The 25,093-nt window shown below is 47.2% G+C and carries 23 protein-coding genes; 15 read left to right on the forward strand and 8 right to left on the reverse strand.

Going from position 1 to position 25,093, the window contains the following annotated elements:
- The 5 genes from ACXAIA_RS00360 to ACXAIA_RS00380 all read right to left on the reverse strand — a co-directional run bounded on the left by ACXAIA_RS00360 (position 1) and on the right by ACXAIA_RS00380 (position 5,541).
- Positions 1-1,017: an ABC transporter permease gene (locus ACXAIA_RS00360; protein WP_475347589.1), complete on the reverse strand. Its 1,017-nt coding sequence runs from the start codon at positions 1,015-1,017 to the stop codon at positions 1-3.
- A 26-nt stretch (positions 1,018-1,043) separates the two neighbouring features.
- Positions 1,044-2,036 carry an ABC transporter permease gene (locus ACXAIA_RS00365; RefSeq protein WP_475347590.1) on the reverse strand — a complete coding sequence of 331 codons (993 nt, stop codon included), beginning with the start codon at positions 2,034-2,036 and terminating at the stop codon, positions 1,044-1,046.
- Between the two features lies 1 nt (position 2,037).
- Positions 2,038-3,525: a sugar ABC transporter ATP-binding protein gene (locus tag ACXAIA_RS00370; RefSeq protein WP_475347591.1), complete on the reverse strand. Its 1,488-nt coding sequence runs from the start codon at positions 3,523-3,525 to the stop codon at positions 2,038-2,040.
- A 149-nt stretch (positions 3,526-3,674) separates the two neighbouring features.
- Positions 3,675-4,661, reverse strand: a complete 987-nt coding sequence (gene rhaS, locus ACXAIA_RS00375) for a rhamnose ABC transporter substrate-binding protein (protein WP_475347592.1) — start codon at positions 4,659-4,661, stop codon at positions 3,675-3,677.
- Positions 4,662-4,731: 70 nt separating this feature from the next.
- Positions 4,732-5,541, reverse strand: a complete 810-nt coding sequence (locus ACXAIA_RS00380) for a DeoR/GlpR family DNA-binding transcription regulator (RefSeq protein WP_475347593.1) — start codon at positions 5,539-5,541, stop codon at positions 4,732-4,734.
- Positions 5,542-5,755: 214 nt separating this feature from the next.
- Between ACXAIA_RS00380 and ACXAIA_RS00385 the strand changes: the two genes are divergently transcribed.
- Positions 5,756-7,858: a bifunctional rhamnulose-1-phosphate aldolase/short-chain dehydrogenase gene (locus ACXAIA_RS00385; protein WP_475347594.1), complete on the forward strand. Its 2,103-nt coding sequence runs from the start codon at positions 5,756-5,758 to the stop codon at positions 7,856-7,858.
- Between the two features lie 40 nt (positions 7,859-7,898).
- Positions 7,899-9,197 carry an L-rhamnose catabolism isomerase gene (gene rhaI / locus ACXAIA_RS00390; RefSeq protein WP_475347595.1) on the forward strand — a complete coding sequence of 433 codons (1,299 nt, stop codon included), beginning with the start codon at positions 7,899-7,901 and terminating at the stop codon, positions 9,195-9,197.
- Between the two features lie 249 nt (positions 9,198-9,446).
- On the opposite strand, the gene ACXAIA_RS00395 is transcribed toward rhaI, so the two are convergent.
- Complete coding sequence (locus ACXAIA_RS00395; protein WP_475347596.1) at positions 9,447-9,719, reverse strand: hypothetical protein; 273 nt, start codon at positions 9,717-9,719, stop codon at positions 9,447-9,449.
- Between the two features lie 562 nt (positions 9,720-10,281).
- Between ACXAIA_RS00395 and ACXAIA_RS00400 the strand changes: the two genes are divergently transcribed.
- The 8 genes from ACXAIA_RS00400 to ACXAIA_RS00435 all read left to right on the forward strand — a co-directional run bounded on the left by ACXAIA_RS00400 (position 10,282) and on the right by ACXAIA_RS00435 (position 15,676).
- A complete protein-coding gene (locus ACXAIA_RS00400; protein ID WP_475347597.1) occupies positions 10,282-10,962 on the forward strand; it encodes a hypothetical protein in 681 nt (226 codons plus the stop codon).
- A gap of 1 nt (position 10,963) precedes the next feature.
- Entirely contained in the window at positions 10,964-11,269 is a 306-nt protein-coding gene (locus tag ACXAIA_RS00405; protein ID WP_475347598.1) for a hypothetical protein, read from the forward strand.
- 28 nt (positions 11,270-11,297) lie between these two features.
- Complete coding sequence (locus ACXAIA_RS00410) at positions 11,298-12,422, forward strand: lipase family protein (RefSeq protein WP_475347599.1); 1,125 nt, start codon at positions 11,298-11,300, stop codon at positions 12,420-12,422.
- Positions 12,423-12,458: 36 nt separating this feature from the next.
- Complete coding sequence (locus tag ACXAIA_RS00415; protein ID WP_475347600.1) at positions 12,459-13,523, forward strand: hypothetical protein; 1,065 nt, start codon at positions 12,459-12,461, stop codon at positions 13,521-13,523.
- Positions 13,520-14,104 (forward strand): hypothetical protein, encoded by a 585-nt coding sequence (locus ACXAIA_RS00420; RefSeq protein ID WP_475347601.1) that lies wholly within the window; start codon positions 13,520-13,522, stop codon positions 14,102-14,104. The genes ACXAIA_RS00415 and ACXAIA_RS00420 overlap by 4 nt, the downstream gene beginning before the upstream one ends.
- Before the next feature lie 345 nt (positions 14,105-14,449).
- Positions 14,450-14,665: a type II toxin-antitoxin system Phd/YefM family antitoxin gene (locus tag ACXAIA_RS00425; RefSeq protein ID WP_475347602.1), complete on the forward strand. Its 216-nt coding sequence runs from the start codon at positions 14,450-14,452 to the stop codon at positions 14,663-14,665.
- 184 nt (positions 14,666-14,849) lie between these two features.
- The gene (locus ACXAIA_RS00430; RefSeq protein ID WP_475347603.1) at positions 14,850-14,999 is read left to right on the forward strand and encodes a hypothetical protein; all 150 of its coding nucleotides are present in this window, start codon (positions 14,850-14,852) and stop codon (positions 14,997-14,999) included.
- A 359-nt stretch (positions 15,000-15,358) separates the two neighbouring features.
- Positions 15,359-15,676 carry a hypothetical protein gene (locus ACXAIA_RS00435; RefSeq protein WP_475347604.1) on the forward strand — a complete coding sequence of 106 codons (318 nt, stop codon included), beginning with the start codon at positions 15,359-15,361 and terminating at the stop codon, positions 15,674-15,676.
- A gap of 111 nt (positions 15,677-15,787) precedes the next feature.
- Here the strand turns inward: ACXAIA_RS00435 and ACXAIA_RS00440 are convergent, their stop codons facing one another.
- The gene (locus ACXAIA_RS00440) at positions 15,788-16,612 is read right to left on the reverse strand and encodes a hypothetical protein (protein WP_475347605.1); all 825 of its coding nucleotides are present in this window, start codon (positions 16,610-16,612) and stop codon (positions 15,788-15,790) included.
- A 322-nt stretch (positions 16,613-16,934) separates the two neighbouring features.
- Here ACXAIA_RS00440 and ACXAIA_RS00445 point away from each other — a divergent pair, with 322 nt between their 5' ends.
- From ACXAIA_RS00445 to ACXAIA_RS00465, 5 genes are all read left to right on the forward strand, one after another.
- The gene (locus ACXAIA_RS00445; RefSeq protein WP_475347606.1) at positions 16,935-18,191 is read left to right on the forward strand and encodes a hypothetical protein; all 1,257 of its coding nucleotides are present in this window, start codon (positions 16,935-16,937) and stop codon (positions 18,189-18,191) included.
- Between the two features lie 40 nt (positions 18,192-18,231).
- Entirely contained in the window at positions 18,232-19,452 is a 1,221-nt protein-coding gene (locus ACXAIA_RS00450) for a CHAT domain-containing protein (RefSeq protein WP_475347607.1), read from the forward strand.
- A 63-nt stretch (positions 19,453-19,515) separates the two neighbouring features.
- Positions 19,516-20,568 (forward strand): 50S ribosomal protein L29, encoded by a 1,053-nt coding sequence (rpmC, locus tag ACXAIA_RS00455; RefSeq protein ID WP_475347608.1) that lies wholly within the window; start codon positions 19,516-19,518, stop codon positions 20,566-20,568.
- A 559-nt stretch (positions 20,569-21,127) separates the two neighbouring features.
- Positions 21,128-21,661: an exonuclease/endonuclease/phosphatase family protein gene (locus tag ACXAIA_RS00460; RefSeq protein WP_475347609.1), complete on the forward strand. Its 534-nt coding sequence runs from the start codon at positions 21,128-21,130 to the stop codon at positions 21,659-21,661.
- A 188-nt stretch (positions 21,662-21,849) separates the two neighbouring features.
- A complete protein-coding gene (locus ACXAIA_RS00465) occupies positions 21,850-22,455 on the forward strand; it encodes a hypothetical protein (protein WP_475347610.1) in 606 nt (201 codons plus the stop codon).
- A 768-nt stretch (positions 22,456-23,223) separates the two neighbouring features.
- On the opposite strand, the gene ACXAIA_RS00470 is transcribed toward ACXAIA_RS00465, so the two are convergent.
- Complete coding sequence (locus tag ACXAIA_RS00470; protein WP_475347611.1) at positions 23,224-25,089, reverse strand: helix-turn-helix domain-containing protein; 1,866 nt, start codon at positions 25,087-25,089, stop codon at positions 23,224-23,226.
- Between the last annotated feature and the right edge of the window lie 4 nt (positions 25,090-25,093).

The following is a 25,093-nucleotide window of genomic DNA, read 5'->3' on the forward strand; positions in this document are numbered from 1 at the left end:
CTAGCCCTGCTTTTGTGATCGCAATTTGCGTGCACTCAAAATGCGGCGCCAGATGATCGGTGTACCAATCACAAGGATGAGCAGCAGCCCGGTGAAGATCGACATTACAATGCCCGGCACATTCATCAGGCCCATGCCAAAGGTGACAAGCCCCATCAGTAAAACAGCGATAAACACACCAACAATGCTGCCTGCTCCTCCCATGATGTTGACCCCGCCGAGAACCACCATCGTTATGACTTCCAATTCCCAGCCCATTGCGATTGACGGGCGGGTTGAACCGATGCGCGATGTCAGAAGAACGGCTGCAACCCCGGCAAAAAGCCCAACAAGGGTAAACAGGAACAACCGATGGCGTTTGACATTGATCCCGGAAAAGAGGGCAGCTGTCGGATTGTTACCAATCGCGTAAACCCGTCGCCCGAAGGTGGTTTTATGCAGCAGAACTCCAAACACAACGGCAAGGCACAGGAACAGAACGAATTCAAACGACAGCACCCCCCAGACATAGCCCTGACCAAAAAAGGCAAAATCGGATGGGTAGCTGCGATATACATCATCGCCCAGAACGATATAGGCAATGCCGCGATACAGGCTCATGGTTCCAATGGTCACAACAATTGCCGGAATATCGAATTTCGTAATGATCCAGCCATTTACAAAGCCGGCAACTGCCCCAACCGCCATGCCGATCATGGCAAGTTCGATCGGACCAGCACCCATGCTATTGGCAAAGCCCATCGTCACCGATGCAAGTGCAATGGTCGATGCAACCGACAAATCAATATCGCGGGCGATGATCAGCAGTGCCATAGGCAGTGCAATGATCGCCTTTTCGGTAAAGTTGAATGTCGCGTCCGACAAGCTCCACGGATCAAGGAAATACGGGGATAGCTGAGTGTTGGTGAAAAACGCAATCGCGACAAACACCATTAAAAGGGTTTCCCAGCGCATCAATTTGCTTCGTAAATCGCCATTGAGGCTGTCAGGCAGCTCTCGTGATACTTCTTTGGTCATGGGTTGTTTCAAGGTTTCTTCATTGATCATTGGTGGGCCTCTCGGAGGATGCGTCGGCCACCACGCTTTTCACTACGTGAATTGATGATCACGGCCAGAACAATCACCAGGCCGGAAATCGCAAGTTGCCAGAAAGGTGAAATACCGATCACGGGTAGTGCATTCTTGATCAGGCCAAGGAAAATGGCACCAAGTGCCGCACCCCATATCGAGCCGATCCCCCCTGCGATACTGATCCCACCGATGACACAGGCGGCAACGACCTGAAGCTCAAAGGCCAGAGCAACTTCCACATAGGCAACCGCGTAGCGCGAAACCCAAAGATATCCGCACATGCCCGCAACCGCACCGGAAATGCAAAAGGTAATGAACTGGTGTTTGCCAACATCAAGGCCGCTATAGACAGCAGCCTTCGGGTTCCCGCCAACCGCAAAGATCGAAAGGCCGGTCTTGGTAAAACGTGTAAAGACAAACATCACCAATGTCAGCGCGATAGCAATCCAGGACAGGACGGTCAGATCAAGGAAAGTGGCGCGTGGCAAGGCAAGGAATTGCGGGGTCATTTCATGGGCGTTCACCCACTCCCCGTCGCTGAGCAAAAAGACAAAGCCGCGATAGACGCTCATGGTGCCAAGGGTAACAACGATCGACGGAATGCCGACCAGCCAGACCAATAGACCGTTGAAGGCGCCAAGTATCAGCCCGATGCCAATCGACATGACAAGCGTCACAAAAGCGGACGTTTCCGGAAAGGCGACATTGAACAGAGCCACGCACATGCCGGTAAATGCCAGGTTCGATGCGACCGACAGATCGATACATCGTGTGAGGATTACAAGCATCTGCGCACAGGCAAGCATGATAAGAATGGCTGTATCGTCGAACACCTCGGCCAGGTTCGCTGCACCGACAAAGAACGGGGCTGCTGACCCCACGCCAACCAGCATCATGATGATCAGAGCGCCAAGCAGCCATTCACGATGCGAGATCAGTTTGCCGCTCATGGAAGTACTTTTCATCTCAGGCTCCTGTCGCCGCAGTAACGATGGCTTCGGCTGTCATTTCGTTGCGATCAAATCGTGCGGCGATCCGGCCTTCATGCATGACAATAATGCGATCTGACATGCCCATCACTTCCGGAAGTTCCGAGGACACCATAATCACTGACAATCCTTGTGCGACCAATTCGCCCATGAATTTGTGAACCGCAGCTTTCGACCCGATATCGATGCCTTTGGTCGGCTCATCAACAATGATCACATTCGGATTGGTGGCCAGCCATTTGCTGATGACGACCTTTTGCTGATTGCCACCCGATAGGTTTTCAACATTTTCCGACAGGCTTGCCGCTTTGAGCTGAAGACGCGAGGCATATTGGCGCGCGACATCAAACTCACCGGCCATGTCAATAAAGCCGGATCGCGACAGACCGCCCAGTTGCGGAAGTGTGATGTTTTGAAAGATTGGCAGACTCAAGATCGCGCCCTGATGCTGGCGGTCTTCGGGGACATAAACCAGCCCCTGATCGACAGCATCACCGGGTGCGCGCGGGTTGAACAGTTTGTCATTAAGCATAATCGATCCGGCCGAGGTCGGGGTCAGCCCGAACAGGGCTTGCATGACTTCACTGCGTCCAGCCCCGACGAGGCCATAAAATCCAAGGATCTCACCCCGGCGCAGTTGAAAGTCAATGTCGGCAAACTCTGTCGGATGGCACAGGCCTTCGACCGACATGACCGGTTCGCCGATTTCGGCTGCGATCTTTGGATAGATTTGTTTGACGGTTCGACCGACCATCATTGCAACCAGGTCATCTTGGCTCACATCATCGATTTCGCCGGAGCCAACAAACTGGCCGTCGCGAAATACCGTGTAACGATCGCAGATTTCAAAGATTTCGTCGAACTTGTGGCTGATAAACAAAATCGCTTTGCCTTCGTCGCGCAGACGACGGACCAACCGATAGAGTTCCTGAATTTCATGATGGGACAGCGATGCTGTTGGCTCATCCATGATGACGATATTGGAATTGATCGACAGCGCGCTGGCAAAGGACACCAGATGCTTGTGTGCGACACTTAGTTCACGCAGCGGAAGGTCCGGATCGATATTGACATCAAGGTATTCCAGAAGTGTCTTGGCGCGTTTGCGCATAAGCGGCCAATCCAACAGACCAAACCTGTTCCGGTTCTGGTTGTTGATGAAGATATTCTGAGTGACAGTGAGTTCGTCAAACATCACTGCTTCCTGATGGATGGCCGAAATGCCGTGGCGCCTCGCATCGGTAGCGGCCTGCATCTTGACCGGTTTGTCGTCAATCAGGATATTGCCATCATCAGGTGCATAGATGCCGGTAAGCACCTTTACCAAAGTGGACTTTCCTGCGCCATTTTCACCGATCAGGGCGGTGACCTGTCCGGGATAGAGTTGCAGCTCGACGCCATCAAGCGCTTTAACCCCGGGGAATGTCTTGGAAATATTGCGCAGTTCAAGAACAGGCCTGTCCATGCTTCTCAAGCCTTCACATCTAAGTCTGGAAATTCTGGCTCAGGCCGCAAGCTTTCGATGCAGATGCCTGAAGCGTCACAATCTTGGGAAAAAGAGTGGCGGAAACCGGTCCAGGGAGCAAAGGGTTTCCGCCAGTTCCGTGGTATCTCTTAGAAGATGTCGGCGAACTTGTGGACGTTCGACGCGTCATAAACAAACGGGTCAGACATTGCGCCGTTACCGTCCTTGTCAAACACGATGGTGCCCATGCGACCGGCTTCGATCATCATATGCTCGTCGCCCTGGGTCAGTTGATAGGCAATCATCATCGCCGAGTAGCCAAGATCAATAGGGTTCCAGATCGCAAAGCTCTTGACCGATCCGGCATCCACATGACCGGCAAGTTCGGATGGCAAGCCAAGACCGGTGACATAAACTTCGCCGATTTTTCCCTGATCAGCGACAGCTTGAGCTGCTGCCACAATGCCAACAGAAGTTGGCGCAACGATCACTTTAAGATCCGGATATTTTTTGAGCAGTGCGACGGTTTCACGATAGGATTTATCTGCGAGGTCATCGCCATAAACAGTATCAACGAGTTTCAACTGGCTGTATTCAGGCAGCACTTTTTTCATCTCGTCGATCCAGATGTTCTGGTTGGTCGAGGTCGGGGTCGCAGACAGAATTGCCATTTCACCACCAGCGTCACCAACGACATCTGCGGCCAGTTTGACGCACATTGCACCAATCAAGGCGTTGCTTGACGGATTAAGGTGAACAATGCGGGCATCTTCGGCAACACCACTGTCCCAGGAAATCACTTTGATACCACGGTCCATCGCGCGTTTGAGGATCGGAGCAAGTGCATCAGGATCGTTTGCGGACACCGCAATTGCATCGACGCGCTGCGCCATCAGGGAGTTGATGCTTTCGATCTGACCTTCGGCAGTGGTCGAGGTCGGCCCGGTATAAATGACTTCGGCATTGCCGACTTCCTTGGCAGCTTCCATTGCGCCATCACGGGCCGCTTCAAAGAAGCCATTGCCAAGCGATTTAACAACAAGTCCGACACGAACCGGATCAGCGGCCTGTGCTGTTGCGGATGCCATGCCCATGGCAAAAATGGCGGCGGCCATCAGAGACTTCTTGAATTTCATAACGTTCCTCCATGATTGATTTTATTGGTTATTGTCTGACAGGCGCCGGGCTCTTTTTGTCCCTTTTGGGCTATGCGCTTGCCGTATTTAGATCCTCTTGTTCCCTGGCCTGCACAATGACAAGTTTGATGCCGGCGCGCTCAAGCATGGCGCGGTCTTCGTCACCAATTCCGTCGTCTGTGATCAGGGTATCGATATTGTCGAGCTTGCACAGGAACATGTTGCTGCGCTGGCTGAATTTGGTGCTGTCGATCATAACCACCAGCTTCTCGGCCTGTGCGATCAGGCGCTGTTCTGACTGGATGATCATCGGATCGCTTTCCATCAGTCCCATCGAATTGATGCCCTGTGCACCCACGAATGCCTTCGAAGCATAAAAGTTGTGGATCACATCGCTTTCAAACGGGCTAAGGATAATGTTTTGTTCGCGATAGATGGTGCCACCTGGCACGACCACACTGTTTTGGCTGTGCTCGATCAGGTAATCGGCCAGCGGAAAGGAATTGGTCAGAACCTGCATCTTCTTGGACTTGAGAAGCGGGGCCATCTGATAGGTGGTCGAACCACCATGAATGATGATGGAGTCGCCTGGTTCGCACATCTCGACAGCGCGTTCCGCAATCGCCGCCTTCTGCGCAACATTGAGCGTTTTTGTCACAAAGAACGGACGTCCCAGCAATTGTTTGCTGGTGACTGGATTGATGGCCTCTGCCCCGCCGCGAATGCGACGAAGCTTGTTATCTTCGTCGAGTGCAGCGATGTCACGGCGAATGGTGGCCTCGGAAACGTCCAGCATATCCACGAGCTGGGCGACCGTGACAACAGGGTGTTCCCCGACCGCACGCAAAATCAATCTATGTCGTTCACGTTCATGCATCATTGGCTCTCCATTCGCCAGATATTCGCGCAATTTCGATCATTGTCAAACATAAAATGTCATAATTGATCATATTGCAGCGCAATATTGAAAGAATATGATCGTTTATGATTGACTGTGATTGAAATCCGGTTTAGTTGCTTGAAAAAATGGGAGGCGGCAATCGCATTCATAGCAGACCGCCATGTGTAACGTCCAAGTGATAGGCTATCGGATCATGTCATCTGTTGCTTCTGAAATTCTTCTTCCAAACAAATGGAACGCGGATCACGCTGCAGGCTTGAGTGAGCCTGAGCGTTTGCTGTACCGGTCCAACCTGCTTGGTTCTGATTTACGCATCACCAATTTCGGTGGTGGAAACACATCCGCCAAGGTTTGGCAAAAGGATCCGCTTGGTGGCGATGAAGTCGAAGTGCTTTGGGTCAAGGGATCAGGTGGTGATGTCGGCAGCATGAAGCTTGATGGTTTCTCGACCCTTTATATGGACAAGCTGCGCGCGCTTAAGGGGCTGTATCGCGGTGAAGAGTTCGAAGATGAAATGGTGGCCTATCTGCCGCACTGCACCTTTAACCTCAACCCGCGTGCGGCAAGCATCGATACACCGCTTCATGCCTATATCAATAAGCCACATGTCGATCACATGCACCCTGATGCCGTGATTGCGATTGCCGCCTCAAAAGACAGCCGGGCGATCACGCAGGAAATCTATGGTGATGATATCGGTTGGTTACCTTGGAAACGTCCGGGCTATCAGCTTGGCCTGATGCTAGAGGAATATTTCAACAACAACCCGACCAGTAAGGGCGTTGTTCTTGAAAGCCATGGCCTGTTTACCTGGGGCGACAGTGCTGAGGAATGTTACAACACCACAGTCGAAATCATTAACAAGGCCATTACTTGGTTCGATGGTAAAACAGCCGAGGCGGAAATCTTCGGCGGTGTGCGCCATCAAAGCCTTGATGCAGATACGCGTCGTTCAATAGCATCAACCCTGATGCCACGCATCCGAAGTTTTATTGACGCCGGTGAACGCAAGATTGGTCATTTCAACGACAGCGATGCGGTGCTCGAATTCGTGAATTCCAACAAGCTTGAACAGCTTGCAGCGCTTGGCACATCCTGCCCGGATCATTTTCTCCGCACCAAAATCCGCCCCATCATCATCGATCTTGATCCGGCCAAACCCGACCTTGATGCGGTGATCGCAGGTTTAGGCGACGCCTTTGCGGCCTATCGTGAGGATTACAAGGGGTACTACGAACGCTGCAAACGGGATAACAGTCCTGCCATGCGCGACCCCAATCCGGTGATTTACCTGATTCCGGGTGTCGGAATGCTGGCCTTTGCCAAGGACAAGGCAACCGCGCGAATTGCTGGCGAATTTTACGTCAATGCGATTAATGTGATGCGTGGCTCTGACACGGTCAGCACCTATATGGGACTTGATGAACAGGAAGCGTTCGATATCGAATACTGGCTTTTGGAAGAAGCCAAATTACAGCGCATGCCCAAACCCAAAAGTCTGGCGGGCCGCGTCGCGGTTGTCACAGGCGGGGCCGGTGGCATCGGCAAGGCAACGTGCGGACGTCTGTTGCAGGAGGGTGCCTGTATTGTCGCCTGCGATATTGATGAAGAAGCACTGAGCGGGGCGGTCTCGGACCTGCAATCCGTCTTTGGCAAGGATCAGGTACGTGGACTTCCCGTCAATGTGACCCGTGAAGACTCAGTTATCAAACTGATGCACGATAGCTGTGCCGAGTTTGGCGGAATCGATATCTTGGTCTCGAATGCGGGCATTTCGTCTGCTGCACCGATTGATGAAACCAGCCTTGAAGTCTGGCAGCGCAACATGGATATCCTCTCAACCGGTTATTTCCTGGTTGCGCGTGAAGCCTTCAAGATCATGAAACTGCAAAAGCGCCCAGCCAGCATGGTGTTTGTTGCCTCCAAAAACGGTTTGGTTGCATCGCCGGGCGCATCGGCATATTGCACAGCCAAGGCTTCGGAAATTCAGTTGGCCCGTTGTCTCGCGCTGGAAGGCGCTCCGTTTGGCATTCGCGTCAATGTTGTTAACCCGGACGCGGTTCTACGCGGATCAAAAATCTGGTCTGGTGAGTGGCGAGAACAACGCGCCAAGGCCTATGACATGGCGCCCGATCAGCTTGAAGAGCATTACCGTCAGCGCAGTATGCTCAAGCTCAATGTCCTGCCGGAAGATATTGCAGAGGCGATCTATTTCCTGGCCTCGGACAATGCGGCAAAATCAACGGGTAACGTGGTTAATGTCGATGCCGGTCACGCTCCGTCATTCACCCGCTAAACACATCAAGGGTCGACTATAACGACCCGGGGAGGAACCCATGGCTTCACAAACTCCGATCTCGGCAGAACTGATTGCCGAACATAACGACGCGCATCGTTCTGCATTGGATTCAGATTATACCGCACTGGGTGAACAACTTGCCCGTCGTGGCCTTGATATCGAAAAACTGACTACGGCAGCCCGGGACTTTTCGGTCGCAATCCCGTCCTGGGGTGTCGGGACCGGGGGGACGCGTTTTGCGCGTTTCCCCGGTGTGGGCGAACCGCGCAATATCTTTGAAAAGCTTGCCGATTGTGCCGTCATTCAGCAGTTGGGCCGCGCGACGCCGACGGTGTCGCTACATATCCCGTGGGACAAGGTCGATGATTTCGGTGAGCTGCGCGATGTCGCGACGGGATATGGCCTTGGTTTTGATGCGATGAATTCCAACACGTTTCAGGACCAGGATGATCAAAACCATTCATACAAGTTTGGGAGCCTCAGTCATTCTGAAGCTTCGGTCCGTGAACAGGCAGTTGCCCATAACCTTGAATGTATTGAAATTGGTCAGAAACTTGGATCAAACGCGCTAACTGTCTGGGTTGGGGATGGAACGAACTTCCCGGGACAGCAAAGTTTTACGCGCAGCTTTGAGCGCTACCTTGATGCGATGAAGACGGTCTATGCGGGCGTGCCCGATGACTGGAAGCTGTTCATCGAACACAAGATTTTTGAGCCGGCTTTCTACTCAACCGTCATTCAGGACTGGGGGAGCAACTATCTTGCCGCAATCGAACTCGGTCCAAAGGCATCTTGCCTTGTCGATCTTGGTCATCATGCGCCTAATGTGAATATCGAAATGATCGTGGCCCGCCTTTTCCAATTTGGCAAATTGGGTGGTTTCCATTTCAATGATAGCAAATATGGCGATGATGATCTCGATAGCGGATCGATCAATCCTTATCAGCTGTTCCTTGTTTTCAATGAACTGGTCGAGACAGAGCGCCGTGCACCGGAAAAATTCGATCCCGCCTACATGCTTGATCAATCCCACAATGTGACGGACCCGATCGAAAGCCTGATTTCGAGTGCGGTTGAAGTGCAGCGGGCTTATGTGCAGGCATTGCTCGTCGACCGTGCTGCGCTTGAAGGCTATCAGGACGAAAATGATGTGATGATGGCAAACCGTACGCTCAAGACAGCATACAATACCGATGTGTCACCAATACTCGCCATGGCGCGTCAGCGTGCTGGCGGGGCAATTGACCCGGTTATCGCCTATCGTAAAGCCGGTTATCGAAACGCTGTTGGCAAACAACGCCCGGCCAGTCGCAGCAGTGGTGGTGGAATAGTTTAAGCGACCGGTAATTCACCGAAAAAACTGGAGAAGCCGAAGGCAATGCCTTCGGCTTCTTATTTTACGCGTCACACATTCTAGATTTATGCGTCGCGTTTCCAGTTTTATGAGTCAATTCACAAATGTTGTGAAGTGACGCATAAAACGAGATTCAAAATCAACCACGACGGTGGAAACCAGCCACTTAATGACACATAAAATTCCGTGCAAATGACACATTAAATCGCTATTTTTTCGGCACTGATAAAGTCATTTAATCTCAATCATTTGACGGATGCTTCTGCTTTGATACCCTGCTGAAATTCTAGATTTTCTTGTCGTTTTTTCAACGTATACATTGCTCGCGAGACCTCTTACTTGAGCTACAGGGGCATGAGTTTTACGGGCCATCATAGTCTTAGAAAGGTTCTGTTTTTCCATCTCCTGACGCAGTTGACAGACCAGAACGCGTTTGACCGCTTCGTTCTGCACCTCTTCGCAGATACCTTCGCCCTCGAGGAAGTCGTCAAAAAGATGATCCAATATGTTTGTTCATTTTCAAGCTCCTTTTCCGCCTTCGGCGTCTTTTAGGTATTCTTGATGAAGCATGCAACTGAAGCATCGAGGCAAAGGAAATGGAGAAAATCACGCGCACAAATGTTGATGTTGAACAACTGTCTGTTAAAGCTCAAATCTATTGGCGTCATAAGTTCATGTATGACATCAACATTCTTCAGAAACGAGAACACTCTGTCGCGTTGTACTCTCTATGGAATCTGAAGAGAAACAAGCAGATACCTACAGACAATTTTGTCAGCTCATGGGTACAGACGTCGATAACCTGACAGCAGAAATCGATATCGAGGTAGGGTAAAGTTGACGACGCATTGCGGTTTCTCGATTGGCAATCTTTGACCCTAGAGACCAGTCCAATACAGCGACTGCAATTTTCGTCTGAATTTTCAAAACACCCGATCTCCAACCACAGCAAATTTTCTTGAACCTCAAACCTGCCTTATATTTCAAAATTTGAATTAAACTGTTCGCAAATTTTTAGTTTCGTGATTTAATGATCTCAACCTTGGGGTGTTTAGGTCACAGATAAATGAATATCAATAGAAGCAGTCGAGTAGCTATACTATTACTAACGGTTATAATTGCAGGATGTGCACAGGTTCCGAGAGAGTCTGTTGAGATTTCTGATGCATTAAGCCGGGATCTCGAAGAAATGCATCTAGCCCATCGGGCACTGGCAGATTTGTATTACGACGAAAAGCTCGCAGCTATCGACCAAATCGTTGACCAGAAATTTACTCCGTACATTATCCAACCTCTTGCCGAAGTTTTCGAGAAACGTATTCCCGAGGTCGCTTCGAACAATCCAGAAATCCTTTTGCCTTATCTTCAGGCGTCTATTCAGAAGGTTGTGTCCGAGATTGAAGCTGAGCGCCTACGCGCAAAAGCACCAATCCAGAAACAGAAATCTGAGTTTATATCGTCACTAGATCAGTCGTATGGGCAATTATTGCGAGCACAACTGACCTTATCTTCTCTTTTGAAATCGATAGCAGATATCCATGAAGAGCAAAGCAAGGCCTTATCTGCAGTTGGCCTTGAAGACGTTCGGGTAAAAATGGCCGAAGTAACAAGCTCTCTATCCGATAAAATTGAAGAGCTGAATGAATACGGGTCGGATACAGAAATTAAAATAGAAGATGTAAAGAAAAAAATAGATTCATTTAAGGAAGAAATTGAGGAATACACAAACTCATTGAGGAATAGATAAAATGTCAGGGTTAACACTTGATGCGCTTAATGACGAAGTTAACAGGAAAGTTAATGACGCAATAGCAACATGGCATGGATCGTATTCACAAATATATCGTGAGTTACGCAACCTATCACCAGAAGAAATAGATGACATTACACCTGATATTACCGATCAACAAGAATATGAAAGATTGATCGCGATTGTTCAGGAAGCTTCAAAAAGAAACATGTCCCAAGCAGAACTTGCCGAAAGAATCAGGTCTTTGTCTGAAACTGCCCAAAAAATCGTGAAGATGGTTCCTTCGCTGGCCATGCTTCTTTAACGAAGATCAAAACCGGCCGGAGAGATCAATGCTAAATGATGACCTAACAAATGATTTTTCGCGCTTTACCAAGCTTCCGGCTCCGGTAAAAAGAGCCGCGTACAGTGATAGAACTGCTTGGCTCATGGCGATAATGTCGGAACTCGCCTATACAAAATTCGATGAAGAAGATGACGCCACTCTGGCAGCGTTGGCAACACAGTTGGCAACCGAACTCGCCAGCTTATCCGACGAGTCCCCCCCCATAAACAAGATCAAATTGATCCGAAAAGTTCTTTTAAACAATACGGAAGGCGAGAACAAAGTCCTTCGCGCAATACTTGATGCCGGCGGCCTCAAACTGAAAGGAATTGTTTACGATCCCGGTACAGATACACAAGGTTTCGTTGCCTACCGTGAGCCTGATGAAGATGGCTTGGGCTTTGCGATAATCGCTTTCCGGGGCACCCAGCAACTCAAAGACTGGTTATCCAACGTCGACGCAACCAAGATTCCTATAAAATCCCCCCGCGCTCAACAAGGCAGAGAACTAGGCAAGGTACATAGAGGGTTCCACAATGCCTATCAGTCCGTGCACCCACAAATCTTGAGGCATTTGGAAGGGCTGGAAGCTCTCCCTGTATACATTACAGGCCATTCTCTTGGTGGAGCTTTAGCAACCCTAGCAACGTGGTACCTTAGCGGCGATAAATTAGCTGCTTGTTACACCTTTGGGGCACCTCGAGTAGGAGACAAAGGGCTCGCCGACCTTTATCACACCCCGATTTACAGGATAAATAACGGTGCTGATCCTGTCCCGTTCGTTCCTGCCTCTGACATTTTAGTCGATGGTATCAAGTTTCTTGTGCGCGCAATTGGCATAGTAATCACGCCGGTAAATAGGCTGCTCCCGATTGTCATTAAATGGCAAGGCTTTCAACATTACGGCTCGCAGCGCTATCTATCAATTTGCGAGCAAGGTGAAGACGGTACTTATCCCAAACTTCGAAACGAATATGGAGTGAGTTCTCTGGAACGTATTTGGCGTTACGCAAATCGCTTGCTTGCCGGGGAATTCAGCTTTCATAAGCGAATAGACAAGTATCATGACATGGCTCAGTACCGTACCAAGCTCAGAGAATATGCAATCCGCCGGAATCATCAGAAACTGTGAGGTACCGTTATGATTTTATATCATCACATGAGATCAGTGCTGATCGGAACCGGAATAATATTTTATTGCCCTCAAGCAGGTCTCGCCGGTCAAGAATTAGCCCCGGTCAACTCGTCGATATATCTGTCGTCACAGGATTTGGCGCAGGTCGGAAAAACCATCAGCTTTCCTGGACTTAACGAGCCCATGCTATTGCAGGAAATAAACGGACGTAATAGGCCGGTTCGCAATAAAGAAACTGGGATCGCTGTCATTGAGCATTCCGTCGCATCAGGAGAAAATGTTTGGAACATACTGGAAAAGGGAAACATCCGGCCCAATGCAGATCTAATTGGTGTTGTTCGAAGCCTTAATCCAGAAATTGCGAGCCTGTCAGATATTCAACCGGGTCAAAGTATATATTTGCCCGCTATCAGCCAAAGCGGAGCGATTCCTGAGACTGATCGTTATATTATTGTCGATAGTACATTCAGAACGGGTCTCAATGAAGACTTCTTAGAATTCTGGGGAGCAGAAGAAGCCGCCTCACTAGATGAAGAAACTTCTACAGTAATCAATTCTATTCAACAGTTAGCAGAAATTCAGAGCGAATTGCCCGCTGACTTTATTGGGACGATCAACCAAGATTTAAGCCACTATGCAATGATTGCGCAGGATATTGAGCGTATCGAAGATGGGGTAGCACCCATTAATTTCAAGGGAAAAGAAATAGAAACCCTCTTAAGTGCTAAGTCTCACATTGCACCAGAAATAAATACAATGTCTTATAGTGCATATAATCGAAATAAATTTTTAAGGAAAATCAGCGTGAAAACAATACACAAGCAAAGTAAAAATGAAATTTGTGATTTATTTATTTACTATACAGGACTTGCATATACAGAATTATACAAAGATGATTTAAATGCGCTGAAATATCTATCGAAAAGATTTCAAAACCCAAGTTCTCCGAGTTTTGCTATTGTAAACATGAGGAGACTATCAATCTGGGCTTTGTGGAACGGCGAAGTTGTTTCAGATTTTAACTCGATAAATGTCGAAAGTATTGATTCTTCAATGGACTATGTCATATCCGTGGATGACGGAGGGAAGTGTAATTGAAAGTTAATATCAAAGGAATTCTTGAAACATCAGGTATATTATTTACTGCGGGCGGCGGTTTTCTGGTCTCTGCAGCTCCACCTACTGATCTTGATACAAAACTCGGATATTCTGGATTAGGCATACTATTCTCATTTCTAATATTTTTATTATCAAAGTATGCTGTTCAAACTATCGCAAATAGAAAATTCGTGGTTTTGCATATTGCAATTATAATATTATTATTTGTTTCTATATTTTTTTCATCTACTTTTTACTTGGAAGAACTAGAAAAATTTACCTTCACTAATCCAATCAACACAGAGCAAAAGTCAATTGTATCCGAAACCTACACTGATGATGTTTCAAGGTGGCTGGCAATGCATCCAGAATATGAGGGCAACCATCAGGTCATTTTTGAATATTTTGGGGACAATCCGAACAATATATGGACCGCCACTTCGATTCAGGACGTCCGCAGCTATTTGTTGAAATTATATTTACTCGTTGTTGTTTTACTGAGTGTCTCGCTTGCCTTTTGCATTGAACTCGTATCAAAGTTTGTCTCTCCTCAAGAAGGCACTTCCCCTAACAATAATTGAGTCCCAAGAGAGCTTCCCTGATTTTCATATTTTTGTCTGGAAACAGTCATTAACGGACAAAGAACGCTCGCGAAACGATCCCACTAAGGCCCACACCTCACAAATGCGATGGACGTATTTGAGTTTCTATATTGAACAGGTTTACCAAATGAGCTGGGGCATAATTGGCTCTTTTAGCAATGAACACCATTTGGCTGACTTTTCTTAATAACGCTTTTCGGGTCGAACCATGCTGCCCGCCAAAATGGCGTCTCAAACAGTCAGCAGATTTGTAGAAAAGCCGGTAAAGCATCTCCAAAACTATACTACCGAGATAGAACCTCAGAGGTTTAAGGGGGAATTAACATGATCGAAACCATTCTTTCCAATCAACAAGTCGCACAGAATCTTGCTGAAGCTGCGCACAAAGCCAAGGCCGGGCCGGTGATCATTACAACCGATAACGAGCAATCACATGCCTTGCTGACAATTGACACTTACAAACGCCTGATCTCCAAACAGCTTACCATTTCTGAGCTTTTTCACTATCCTGGCGCAGCAGAAATTACATTTGACCCATAGGAGTTGAGATCAAATTCAAAGAAGACTACAACAAGCTGGATGGCATTAAGCAGGATTGACCAACACTTGAGCGATAATATATTTTATATTATGCAACCATAAGACTTCACATCACAGCCTCTTCCCTGGCCACATGCTCTCCTGAGCAGGGCAATGTGCCCGATATCTCGAAGGAGGGAAGACAATGCGTGAAGACCAATCTCTCGAAACATTGTTGAAACTTGCACTGCAACAGGCATTAAGAGACAGGAAACATTTCTATGTCTCCTGCTATATCAAGCCTGCACTTGAGACATTAGAGGAACAAAAAGAGGCTAGCAAAGCTTCCCGTTAACACTTTCTGGCGTCGAGCAAACACCGCTCCTATCCGGTTTGCCGGGTAGGAGCATTCCTAAATTTCCTGCATCCACTGGAACACGAACCTTATTATTGTTAGAGTTGACTTTGCCAAGCAAATAGCGCCCGCAAAGCTTCTTTGGGCGCAGAGGATCCGTCCAGCGCCTGAAAAAAACTCGTCCACCTTATCGAGCTTCACAACAAAGGCCTTGCGACCTGCCAGGTCTACTCTCGCCTGGATCAGGGCAGACCGTATGAGAAACTCGAATTAGGCGGCGTTCATCTGTGACGTGTCGGGGTCGAGAAACAATTTTTCAATTATAGCTTGCAGTTAACCTTCACACAGGTAGGCGCTGGATGAGAAAGGTCGGTTCAAACAGCCGGATTACACTGTCAAAGGACGCGCTGTTCCGGATATCTGCTGTGCTTGGTATTCACAAACTTCTTACAAAACTATTTGTAGAAGCTCGCGAGGCTGCGACTCGGCTTAAAGGAACACACAATGGCATCGTGTTTGCCAGACAATCTCCGTTGAGCCTGATGTTGAACGGAACGCAGGACGATCTTCTTGTGGTGAGTCGCTATCTTGAGGTCTGGCCGTCTGGCGCCAGCGCTGCTTCAGCTATTTCTATTTCATATAGCACCGTGAAACCACAGGACATCGCCTTTCTCTGAGGACCACTTCTGGTTCTCAACTTAAACACTCCAGGAAACTCACTAAACGCAAAATTAAAGAGGAATCGCCCTGACGAGCGTAAAAATGTGGCTCTCACTAAAAATTAGGCATTAGCACCTAGGTTCTGGGTAAGCAAAAATACCTTCTTCCAGAATAAACTCGTTGTCCGGTTCGCCTTCGCCGTCACCTTCAACACCTCTCACCAGCAATGGCTTCTGTAACGCCTTTAAGATAGCTGTCGTATCGTCCTTCTTCCTTAGTAACTCAACAGCTTTAAATCCAATCACCATTGGCGCATCTGCCCTCTTGAATGAAATCGAATTAGCTTCTTCATCGCGAAGGCTCGCTTCAAGCTTCGTCTTGCCAACAGACTCCACTTTAGCCAGAAGCTTAACAAGTGCGCTACTGTCTTTGCTTCCTTTGATTATGGCTTCGATAGCAGTAACTGTCTCATAAACAATGTAGATTCTTGCGCCTTCTGAGAAAAGCTCAATCGCATAATCTTGCAGTTGTCCCTCTCTCACAGCTTTCTGGATTTCATAAATTGGGATGTATGTTCTGTTTGCTTGGTCAAGCCCCAATGACAACGTGGAACTTTGGGACCTCGCAAGTTCAGCACCAAGTTCTGCAGCACCCTCCGGAGTTACGCCCGGAATTTGAGATAAGTGGCCCAGCACTTCAGCACTAACCTCACCCGTATGATTGATTTCTGCAAACACTTGCTGAACCTGACCAGCCCCACCACCCAATTTATCTTTGAATATATCTATCCAAGGACAGCAGTAGGTAAGGGATTTCGGACTTGGAGGTGTAACCACTATGCACATCCCGGGACTTAGCTCATCGGGTGACCGTGCTGTTCCGACCAAGCATAAATCATAAGTATTCAATAACTCCTTTGCTAAAGCATTGGTAGTGTCGCGCTTGCAGAACATCACATCTTCCTTCTTGAACTAATGAGATGACATGGAAACATCAGACTAAGACATAAGCTCGCCTGAAAACAACCTTAAGATTACATATTGAGAGATAAAACAACCTTGGCGGCCCTTGCAGACACGAACCTACAAAACCCGACAGAAATTTAACTGTTCAGACTATGTAAAAACCAAAGATGGAATTTCGGAATTGCGTGCATCATCCAATAGGAGCATCATAGTCAGCGCAGCTTACACTGAACAACAATAGCTCGGTGAGATTTATCGCAAGTCATAAGGTTCTAGTTTTCAAACACCATAGAGGGGATTGGTACGTCGAATGACATATCAATATTCGCTTCCGTTGGGATTTGACGTTGATCCACGCCATCAAAGAATTTGGATTCTTGCGCCTCAGGAGGAGGAACTATCCTCCGTAAAAGATACGATTACAAACAACAAAAGCGTATTTCTTATTGATGGGGAAAACGGTTCAGTAGCTGTCAATCCTAACGATATCGTCATCCTCGCCTCTTCTCGTGAGGCGCTCTTATTTGCACCCCGAAGTAATATCTACTCGCCAGAGACAATCCTTTCTTTAAAGACATCGATATCGAAAGCGATAACTGGGACAGAGTATACAGCTACTCCAAGAACCATCCTCCAGCTGTCAATGGCCGGCAATGGACTACCTATCAACAAGAAAAAAATGAGTCATTATGAGGACTTGAGCTTCTATCTTGGACGTATCCAGTGCTTAGAAGCAACACGACAGCCAGAACTTAGAGATAGCTTGTCTGAAATACTGTTATCCCACTTCGAAGACTCAATGGCACTGGCTTTAGCTGCACTTCTTTTCCGAATTCGCGCTCAGGCAAAAGAAGCAATTGCGCTGAGCACTTCCTGTAACACCGACCAAATCATGCAGGAAGCTACAGTGTCTTACAAAAAAGCCAGCCAGCTACTTAAATTACTCAAGTTGCGACACCAGCACCAGTCAATTGACCGACATATAGAAGAGTTGGAGCAGACTTTCAATTTAGCTCAACGACGCAGACAGCCACTCCTTCCTGGACTAGACCTGCCTAACAAACCAGAATTTGTAAGCCAACCAGCGTTTTCACTTAAGGAATTTCCCAGCGCGCTAATAACGCCGAATGATTCAAAATTCTTCCTCTCTCGCGATCAAAAATTAGACCTCGTTTATTTAGGAAAAATGGAGCTTGATAGAAGAAAGTTAGCGACTACACTTTCGACAACAACATGGAACCGGACGGACGTGAGAGTAGAAGCTCGCAATCAGAAAGCTGGAGAGACTTCCTTACAAGTTGTCATCGGAGAAGATTTTCCAACGCGCCTATGTCTATTAAAAAACAAAGAAAATCAGGAAAATTTACCTGTGACAATCAGGTTGTCTGGCCCAAACGGCTTCAAATCTCCATACTACCGCACAGTGCACGGCGAACCGATAGAAGTTAAGTTAAGCTACCTTGAGTTCAAAGCACTAGCAAGAAAACACCTTTGTATTTCTGTTTTCGACACAGAAGGGAACGTGCAGAAATTTCAACGAAGGGTTGCGCACATGCTCGATTGCTGATTTAATTTTCTTTATAGTTGAAAATATAGCGGATATTGCAATGACGGACGACGATACAAGCTCAGCTATGAAGATAGTTTCTTCCTATTCATTCACAGAAAAAAATACACACAATACTGCAACAATTATTATTGATCATATACCTGAAAGTAAGAGGTATCTGACGACTGTTCTGCACGTCACCTCGGGGGCGATGATTGAGTTTACGTCTGCTTTCGATCAATTTGTTGATCAAGAACTCAAGGCCATTCAGAACGACTTGTATAATTTTGCCTGTTCACTCCAGCGCAGAGGAATTCAGATAGAAAAATACACGCAATCTGAACAAGACGCGCATCAAATAAGCGTTGCTAACCTCAGAACTAAGCTGTTTTCCTTAACCCAATCGCTGCTTGGACAAAATAGCAGAGATTTGATCGATTTTATTAAGACTCACAAAATCGAGCGCCTCAAGGCTACTGAACTAGATCCGCTAACCGACGCTCCTTGGAACCTCCTGTGTTTTGACCAATCTAAAGACGAATATCTTGGAGATCTAGTTCATGTTGGATTGGCTCAAAAACCCAAAAGAAAACAAATGCCGGTTGATTCATTTAACCAAGGCAGGTCAACCACGATCGCTTTTGCAGAGTATAATGGCCTAAATTCTGCACAGTTATCAGGAAGATCTATTGAGCAGAGAAGCGCTTTGGAGGAAGCTTGGCTGGTTGAACAGCACTTTGGGCAACACATGATTAACAAACTGCCTAGCCTCCCGACTAAAGAAAACCTCACTCGCGAAGAAGCTGCCCCGCTTAGAACTTGGTTGTCGGCATACGCTGACTTATATCACTTTAATTGCCACCTCAAATATTACCCCGAGCCGTCCGACTATTCTCATCGCGTATACTTTTCGCAAGACGCAACTGTCTCACATCGCATCATGAAACCGGAAAATACCCTTGGCCTGTCAGCTATTTTCCTAAATATGTGCAATTCAGCCATATCCCCAGCGAAAAGCACAGCTTGTTTAGCTGGAGAATTTTTAAGATGGGGAGCTGGCGCTGTCTGCGGGACAACAGGACCGATAGCAGATGTATTCGGACGAGCGTTCACCGAAGAATTGTATAAAGCGCTCACAAACGGCCCAGGCGAACTGAGAGATGCGGTAATGACCGCAAGAAAGAATCTACGCAAACGAACTGGGTGCCCATCGTCCTTGCTCTACATTTTTGCTGGTTGGGATGACTACCATGTTTTCACTCAAGATGATGCAGCCTAACCCCATGTACGCAGACCCCATCAAAAAGAGGTAGAAATGCACCTTTTAGCTTACGATCTAAGTATGATGAAGAAAGCTGAAGCTAAGAAGCACATAAGAGAGCTTAACTTATACGAACTACTCGCACTTAAACAAGATTGCAGAAAGCAACTACTTAACTTTAGGTTCCAACTTGCACTTGGAACATTGACCAACACTGCTTTAATACGAGCAGTCCGCAGAAACTGTGCGCGAATAAAAACGCAGATAACTTATTTGGTTAAAGAAGCCGTTCAGAATGATAACAGCAAAGTTAAGCACATCAGGCTAGCTCACTCTTCAGAACGTCCATCTCAAGCAAATACTTTAAAAGATAATCTATCAGTAACGGTTGATCATGTAAGGTCAACCGAAAAGCACGAAAATCTGTTAAGGAGCACAAACGAATTGGCTTCGGCAATCAATGCGATACAGAAAGGCTTGCATAACAGCGCTAGAGACGCTGCCCTTAGTTACGTCAAAATAAAAAATGACATAGTCGAACACCCAGAAAATAGTCAATATAAAAACAGAAGCATTCGAATGCTCGAAAATCTTCCTTCCATTTTATATGACGCATTTTTCTGCAATGATAAACAATTTGCTGAGGAAGCGGCTAAAAGTTTGGTTTTCATCAGCCAGAAACATGGGCACATGTTCTCTGATTCAATATTTGAAGAAATTGACGAAGAAACTGCAATAAAAATACGTGACTGCCTACTGGAAATTCTATCCGATGCCGGAATAGAAAGACTTTGGTATTTTAAGACAAAATCGACAGAAAACGAAGACACTATATTTTCAAGTTCTTGCATATCAATCTCACAGAGACTTCCGTTTAGTATTTCCGACATACCAGTTATTATAAATGGAGATAACATAAAAAACAGAACTGAACCGAGACTAGTATTCTCGAGCGACCCTGGAATGAAAATCGTTAGAAAACCTAAAATAAAAGAAACTGAACAAGAAACAATAGAGATATATTTCTCATTTGAAATACCCAAGTTAAGCAATGACAAAGTATGGAAAATGTTTTTTGCGATACCAGAACTGGATGAACACTACTTCCACTTCTCTCAGTCTGAATTACTGTAGCAACGAATGTATCGTTTCATTGAAAACGACAGATTGTTTTCCATTTTGATTTTAAGGATAACTGACATTAGAATTCAGTTTAATAGATAAAGATACCTCTAAGAACTGCGTAAACCACTCTATGCAGGAGGGGGAACGAGTGATGAAACTTTCGAAAATTTGCCTAATCCTCATTGCGAGCTCTTTATCTTACGCATCAATTAGCCAAGCGGATACACTCGACATCTCGTCTTTTAATATTCAATTTCTTGGCTAATTCAAAAAACGTGATGATGTAGCGCTTGCCAAGATCTTAGCGCCTTACGACGTGGTTGTTGTTCAGGAACTCGTCGCCCCTCCCGTTGCCGGTACATATCCGGATGGCTCACCTTACAAAGCTGACAAAGAGGCGAAAGAGTTCACTGACGCCATGGCTACTCAAGGGTTTTCGTTTGTGTTGTCTCCTGAAGACACCTGAACCGGCGATCGCATTCATACAGCCGGTACTGGCACAGAATGGTTCATCGCATTCTACAAGCCAGATCGTGTAACCCCGGATGCAGAATTACCAAACGGATTCTTGGCTGACGACCGTAGCAATCACCCGGATTATGAAAGGGTTCCGTATGCGGCCAGCTTCAGAACAAATAACGGACCCGACTTTGTGCTGATTTCAGTACATCTAATGCCCGGTGCGCGCGAAAACGAACGTAGAGCTCATGAACTTGCAACTATCGCGAATTGGATCGATCTCCAAAACGGCCCTGAGAAAGATTTCATAATATTAGGCGATATGAACATCGAGGATTGTGAAGAGCTGGCGCGGGTTACTCCGGTCGGGTTTATGTCACTCAACGACAGCTGCCTCCCAACAAACACAAACCTTAATGGTCCTAAACCATACGATCACGTACTGTATCGCCCGGCAAACTCGTTAGAAATCCTACCGGAGTTTTCTGTACTCGACTTGATTGCTGCTACTGAACCGCTTTGGGACAGCAGCATTGGTGTGTTTCCAGGAATCCCTTACGACCACAATACCTTTCGACAGTATTTTTCCGATCATCATCCAGTGGTGTTTAAGCTCTCCATTGATCACGCGGATGACGATTGAACATGTGCCGCTCGGGAGAAAGTCACAATTACGTTAACTCAAATCATGGATTCTTGAGAAGAAAAAAGAAAAACAACACGTCAGTAAAACAACAACCATCACAACGTATTTATAAACAAACGTCATACGCGACATCATTTTGATGAAAATACATTCCACCTCGAATTCTTCCTATTCCAGGAAATAAAATGCTACCTGTATCGATTCGAAGGACTGCAGAGCGAATCGCACGCCATGAACTAGGGCACTTTGTGTGCGCTCTGACGCAAGGATTTGAATCTACTGCGATATCATTATCTATTGAAACAACTTATTCTCATCATGGGGCGTCAAGTATTAGTCCATCGATTGTACTGTATGACCTACAGGAATTAGAACATTACTTGAAGAGGCGTATTGTTGTTCTCAACGGCGGTTCAATAGCCGAGTCTATTGAACAAATCGGAGACAACGAATTTAGGGTTAATTCGGAGGAGGCTGTAAAAATATTTGAAGACCCGAACTCGGGAGCCAGTAATGATCGTGCGAAAGCAAGAGAACTTCTACAAATTCTTGTTAATTTGAAAGCAACGAAAGAAACTCAAACACAGGAGGATTGGGCTATTATCCTCCAAAAAACGTGTCAGGAAAATTGGTCAAGTTCGATGGATTTAATTCAAACATACACTACCGAAATTGGTATTTTATCTCGGTTCTTTGTTTCTAAAATGACCGATGTTGGCGAGACCTATAGTATGTCAAAAGATGAACTTCTAGATCATCCCGCTGCCAAGAAATTAACTCGCTTTATTTAATCTCATCTTCATGAGTAGACGATCCGGTTTGTCTCTACTGCCTTTACAGGCACGGCGAACAAATCTCTAGATCATGGAGTCTCCCCCAAGCCTCGCCACCCAGTTCTTCGAACTCTGATTGTAGAACGATTGTCAAATGTAGAGGGAAAATTGTAGCAATAAGTAACAGTGCTCGGCCCAGACAATCGCAATCCTTTGGCTCTCTTGTTACGAGTAGAATGTCAACATCCGCCCACCCAGCCCCACCAACCAGCACGGAGCCGAATACGAACGCTTTAAATGGTTGTAGTGTCCGAGTTTGTTCAGCAAGTACGACGCATACGTTTCGCAGAATAGCACTAGCCTGTCTATCCACCCCGTCTGGCAAGATAGCCAAGAAAGTCACCCCATTTCAGTGTATTGAATCTCAGCCGCTTCACGTTCTCAGCTCCGCTTGAAGTGATTCACCCGCTCGGGTTCGTCTTTAAAAGAACATCGAATTCACCCAGAACATTCGCAGCATCGCGAGCAACGCTCATCGTGATGTCATAAGCGTCCTCCAACCCAAAGGTGATCACTACGCCATTTTGAAGGAGCAACTTAGCCTTCTTACTATCAATACACCGATTAAATCGGCAAATGAAACGCGAAAGCCCGCGACATGCGCGGACTTCGGGAGATGGGCAACAGCGTTGTCGTTGTGTCACAACGATTGGATTGGTGGGGAACTGACATTTAGTCAATCACCGCGAAGATAGTTTGTATCCGAAATATACTCTACAGCATCTACTATGCTGTCTCAGATCTTCTGAAAAAATATTGACGACTCCCATCAATACCTGGCCCGGTAACAGGGTTGGTTCCTAATTCCTGCAACTGGGCAACGACTGATCTCGCTGAAGTATTCTGACGCGCTGCCAATCTAGAAGCCGAAACGTAAGTCGCTTTAAACCTCTCGATCGCATCCAATGAAACCTGTCTGCGAAGACGCCCATCTACCGGGACAGAGATTGTTTCAAGAAACCCCTTATGCACGAGATGACGTGTTGCTTCTTCATTTAGCCCAAGCATGCTTGACGCTTCACGAATGGTAACTGCCCATTTGATCGTCCGCTTTTCATTGTAAAGAAACGCTCGGAAGTCTGCGTCATTGAAGAACAGATCTTTGAGATTGGTCACTTTTGTCGAACGCTTCAGCGCTTTCAACTCGCCACCGAGCAAACCCTGGATCAGGTCAACGATACAAAGTCCCTTGGCGGTGCAGCGACGCAGCGCTTTAGCAAAAGTCACAGGTTCATCTGCGAACAGACGGTAGGTCGCCTGCTTTGTCACAGATGCAATGAACTCCTCTATATCCTGCTTCTTGAAAGCCCAGTGCAGGGAACCATCAACCTTCGGCCCATTGACGGCTTTAATCAGGCCAGCATTCACCAATTTCATTAAGGGGTGCTTTGAAACGCCTAGTAGCTCTTGCGCATCAAAGGTACTCAGCAGGTTCTCACGCGCGTTTCGGTACCGCTCGACCTCCGAGACTTCTATGACGCGAAGGCACCTGCTTTGCATCTGTCTCGTGGTAGCAGCCAAACTCCCCTCGGCGATATCACGTCTCAAGATACTTGGATGAATACCAAGGCGTCGTGCCGCTTCGGCAACTGTGACAAACGATTGATCCTGGGACCACTCATCTGACAATCGTTTACTGGTTGGCACGACAAACCCAGCAAACCACTTGCCTTCAATGTACTTGGCAAATTCGGCCCGGATGAGATGCAGATGCTCAACTTCCTGCTGCTTGCGAAACAGATTGGTGTAGAGCGATCGAAATTCTGCCTCGAGCCCGACGTGTTTTTCAACATCCTGTTCGGTGAATTGCCGCACCTCATCAAGCAGTAGGTGAAACCCGTTCGGCCAATCAGCAAGAATCACAGAAACCCGGTCAAACACCTCGCGCAATGCATCGGCAGTAAGATTGTAAAACAATTGTCGGCCGGTTCCTCGCCCTCGACCTGAAATATAGGCAGCCAGGAACATCGTGTGATTCAGAAGATCTGTGAAACTCAACTTCTGAAATGCCGGATGCAATGCGCAACTTTCGTCTGCTGGCTGACCGTGAAAGCGCTTCTCCAGCAACCTGCAGAAATCTAGTGTTTTATCGGGTGCTGAGCGCGGCCGAAACGACCTCAAATCCGCACCACAGGAGCATTCCAGAAGGTTTTCACGTGCCCAGCCAACGCGGCGATAACATTTACTGCAGCTCTCAAGCAGATAGGTCCCGTGTTTTGGGCAGGCACTCATAGGCTTGAACTCCCACAAGGCACGATGGTACGGATCTTCGCTCAAGCATTGCGGGCAGTAGCGAAAAGAACGCCTTTCCTGTGCACAGATGTGAACTTCATGAGAGCCCACACGAACCCATCGGGGTCCCACAATTCGGCTCTGGATATTTGAAAGCTCGTGGTCTGCAAGGTTTAGCACGCCCGCCAATTTTGCAACGTCGTCACGCGGCAAATATGCGCGTGGATGAATACCGAGCTGCCTCAGCATCCAGTTCGGATTGTGATAACCATTTTCCGTCGAAACCCTGAGCAGATATCCCCGGAAGCTCTCTGCCTTCTCCGGCTTAGGACGTACCAATAGTGACAGATCACCTGACATGTGT

This window comes from Thalassospira sp. ABL2_045 (assembly GCF_056161285.1).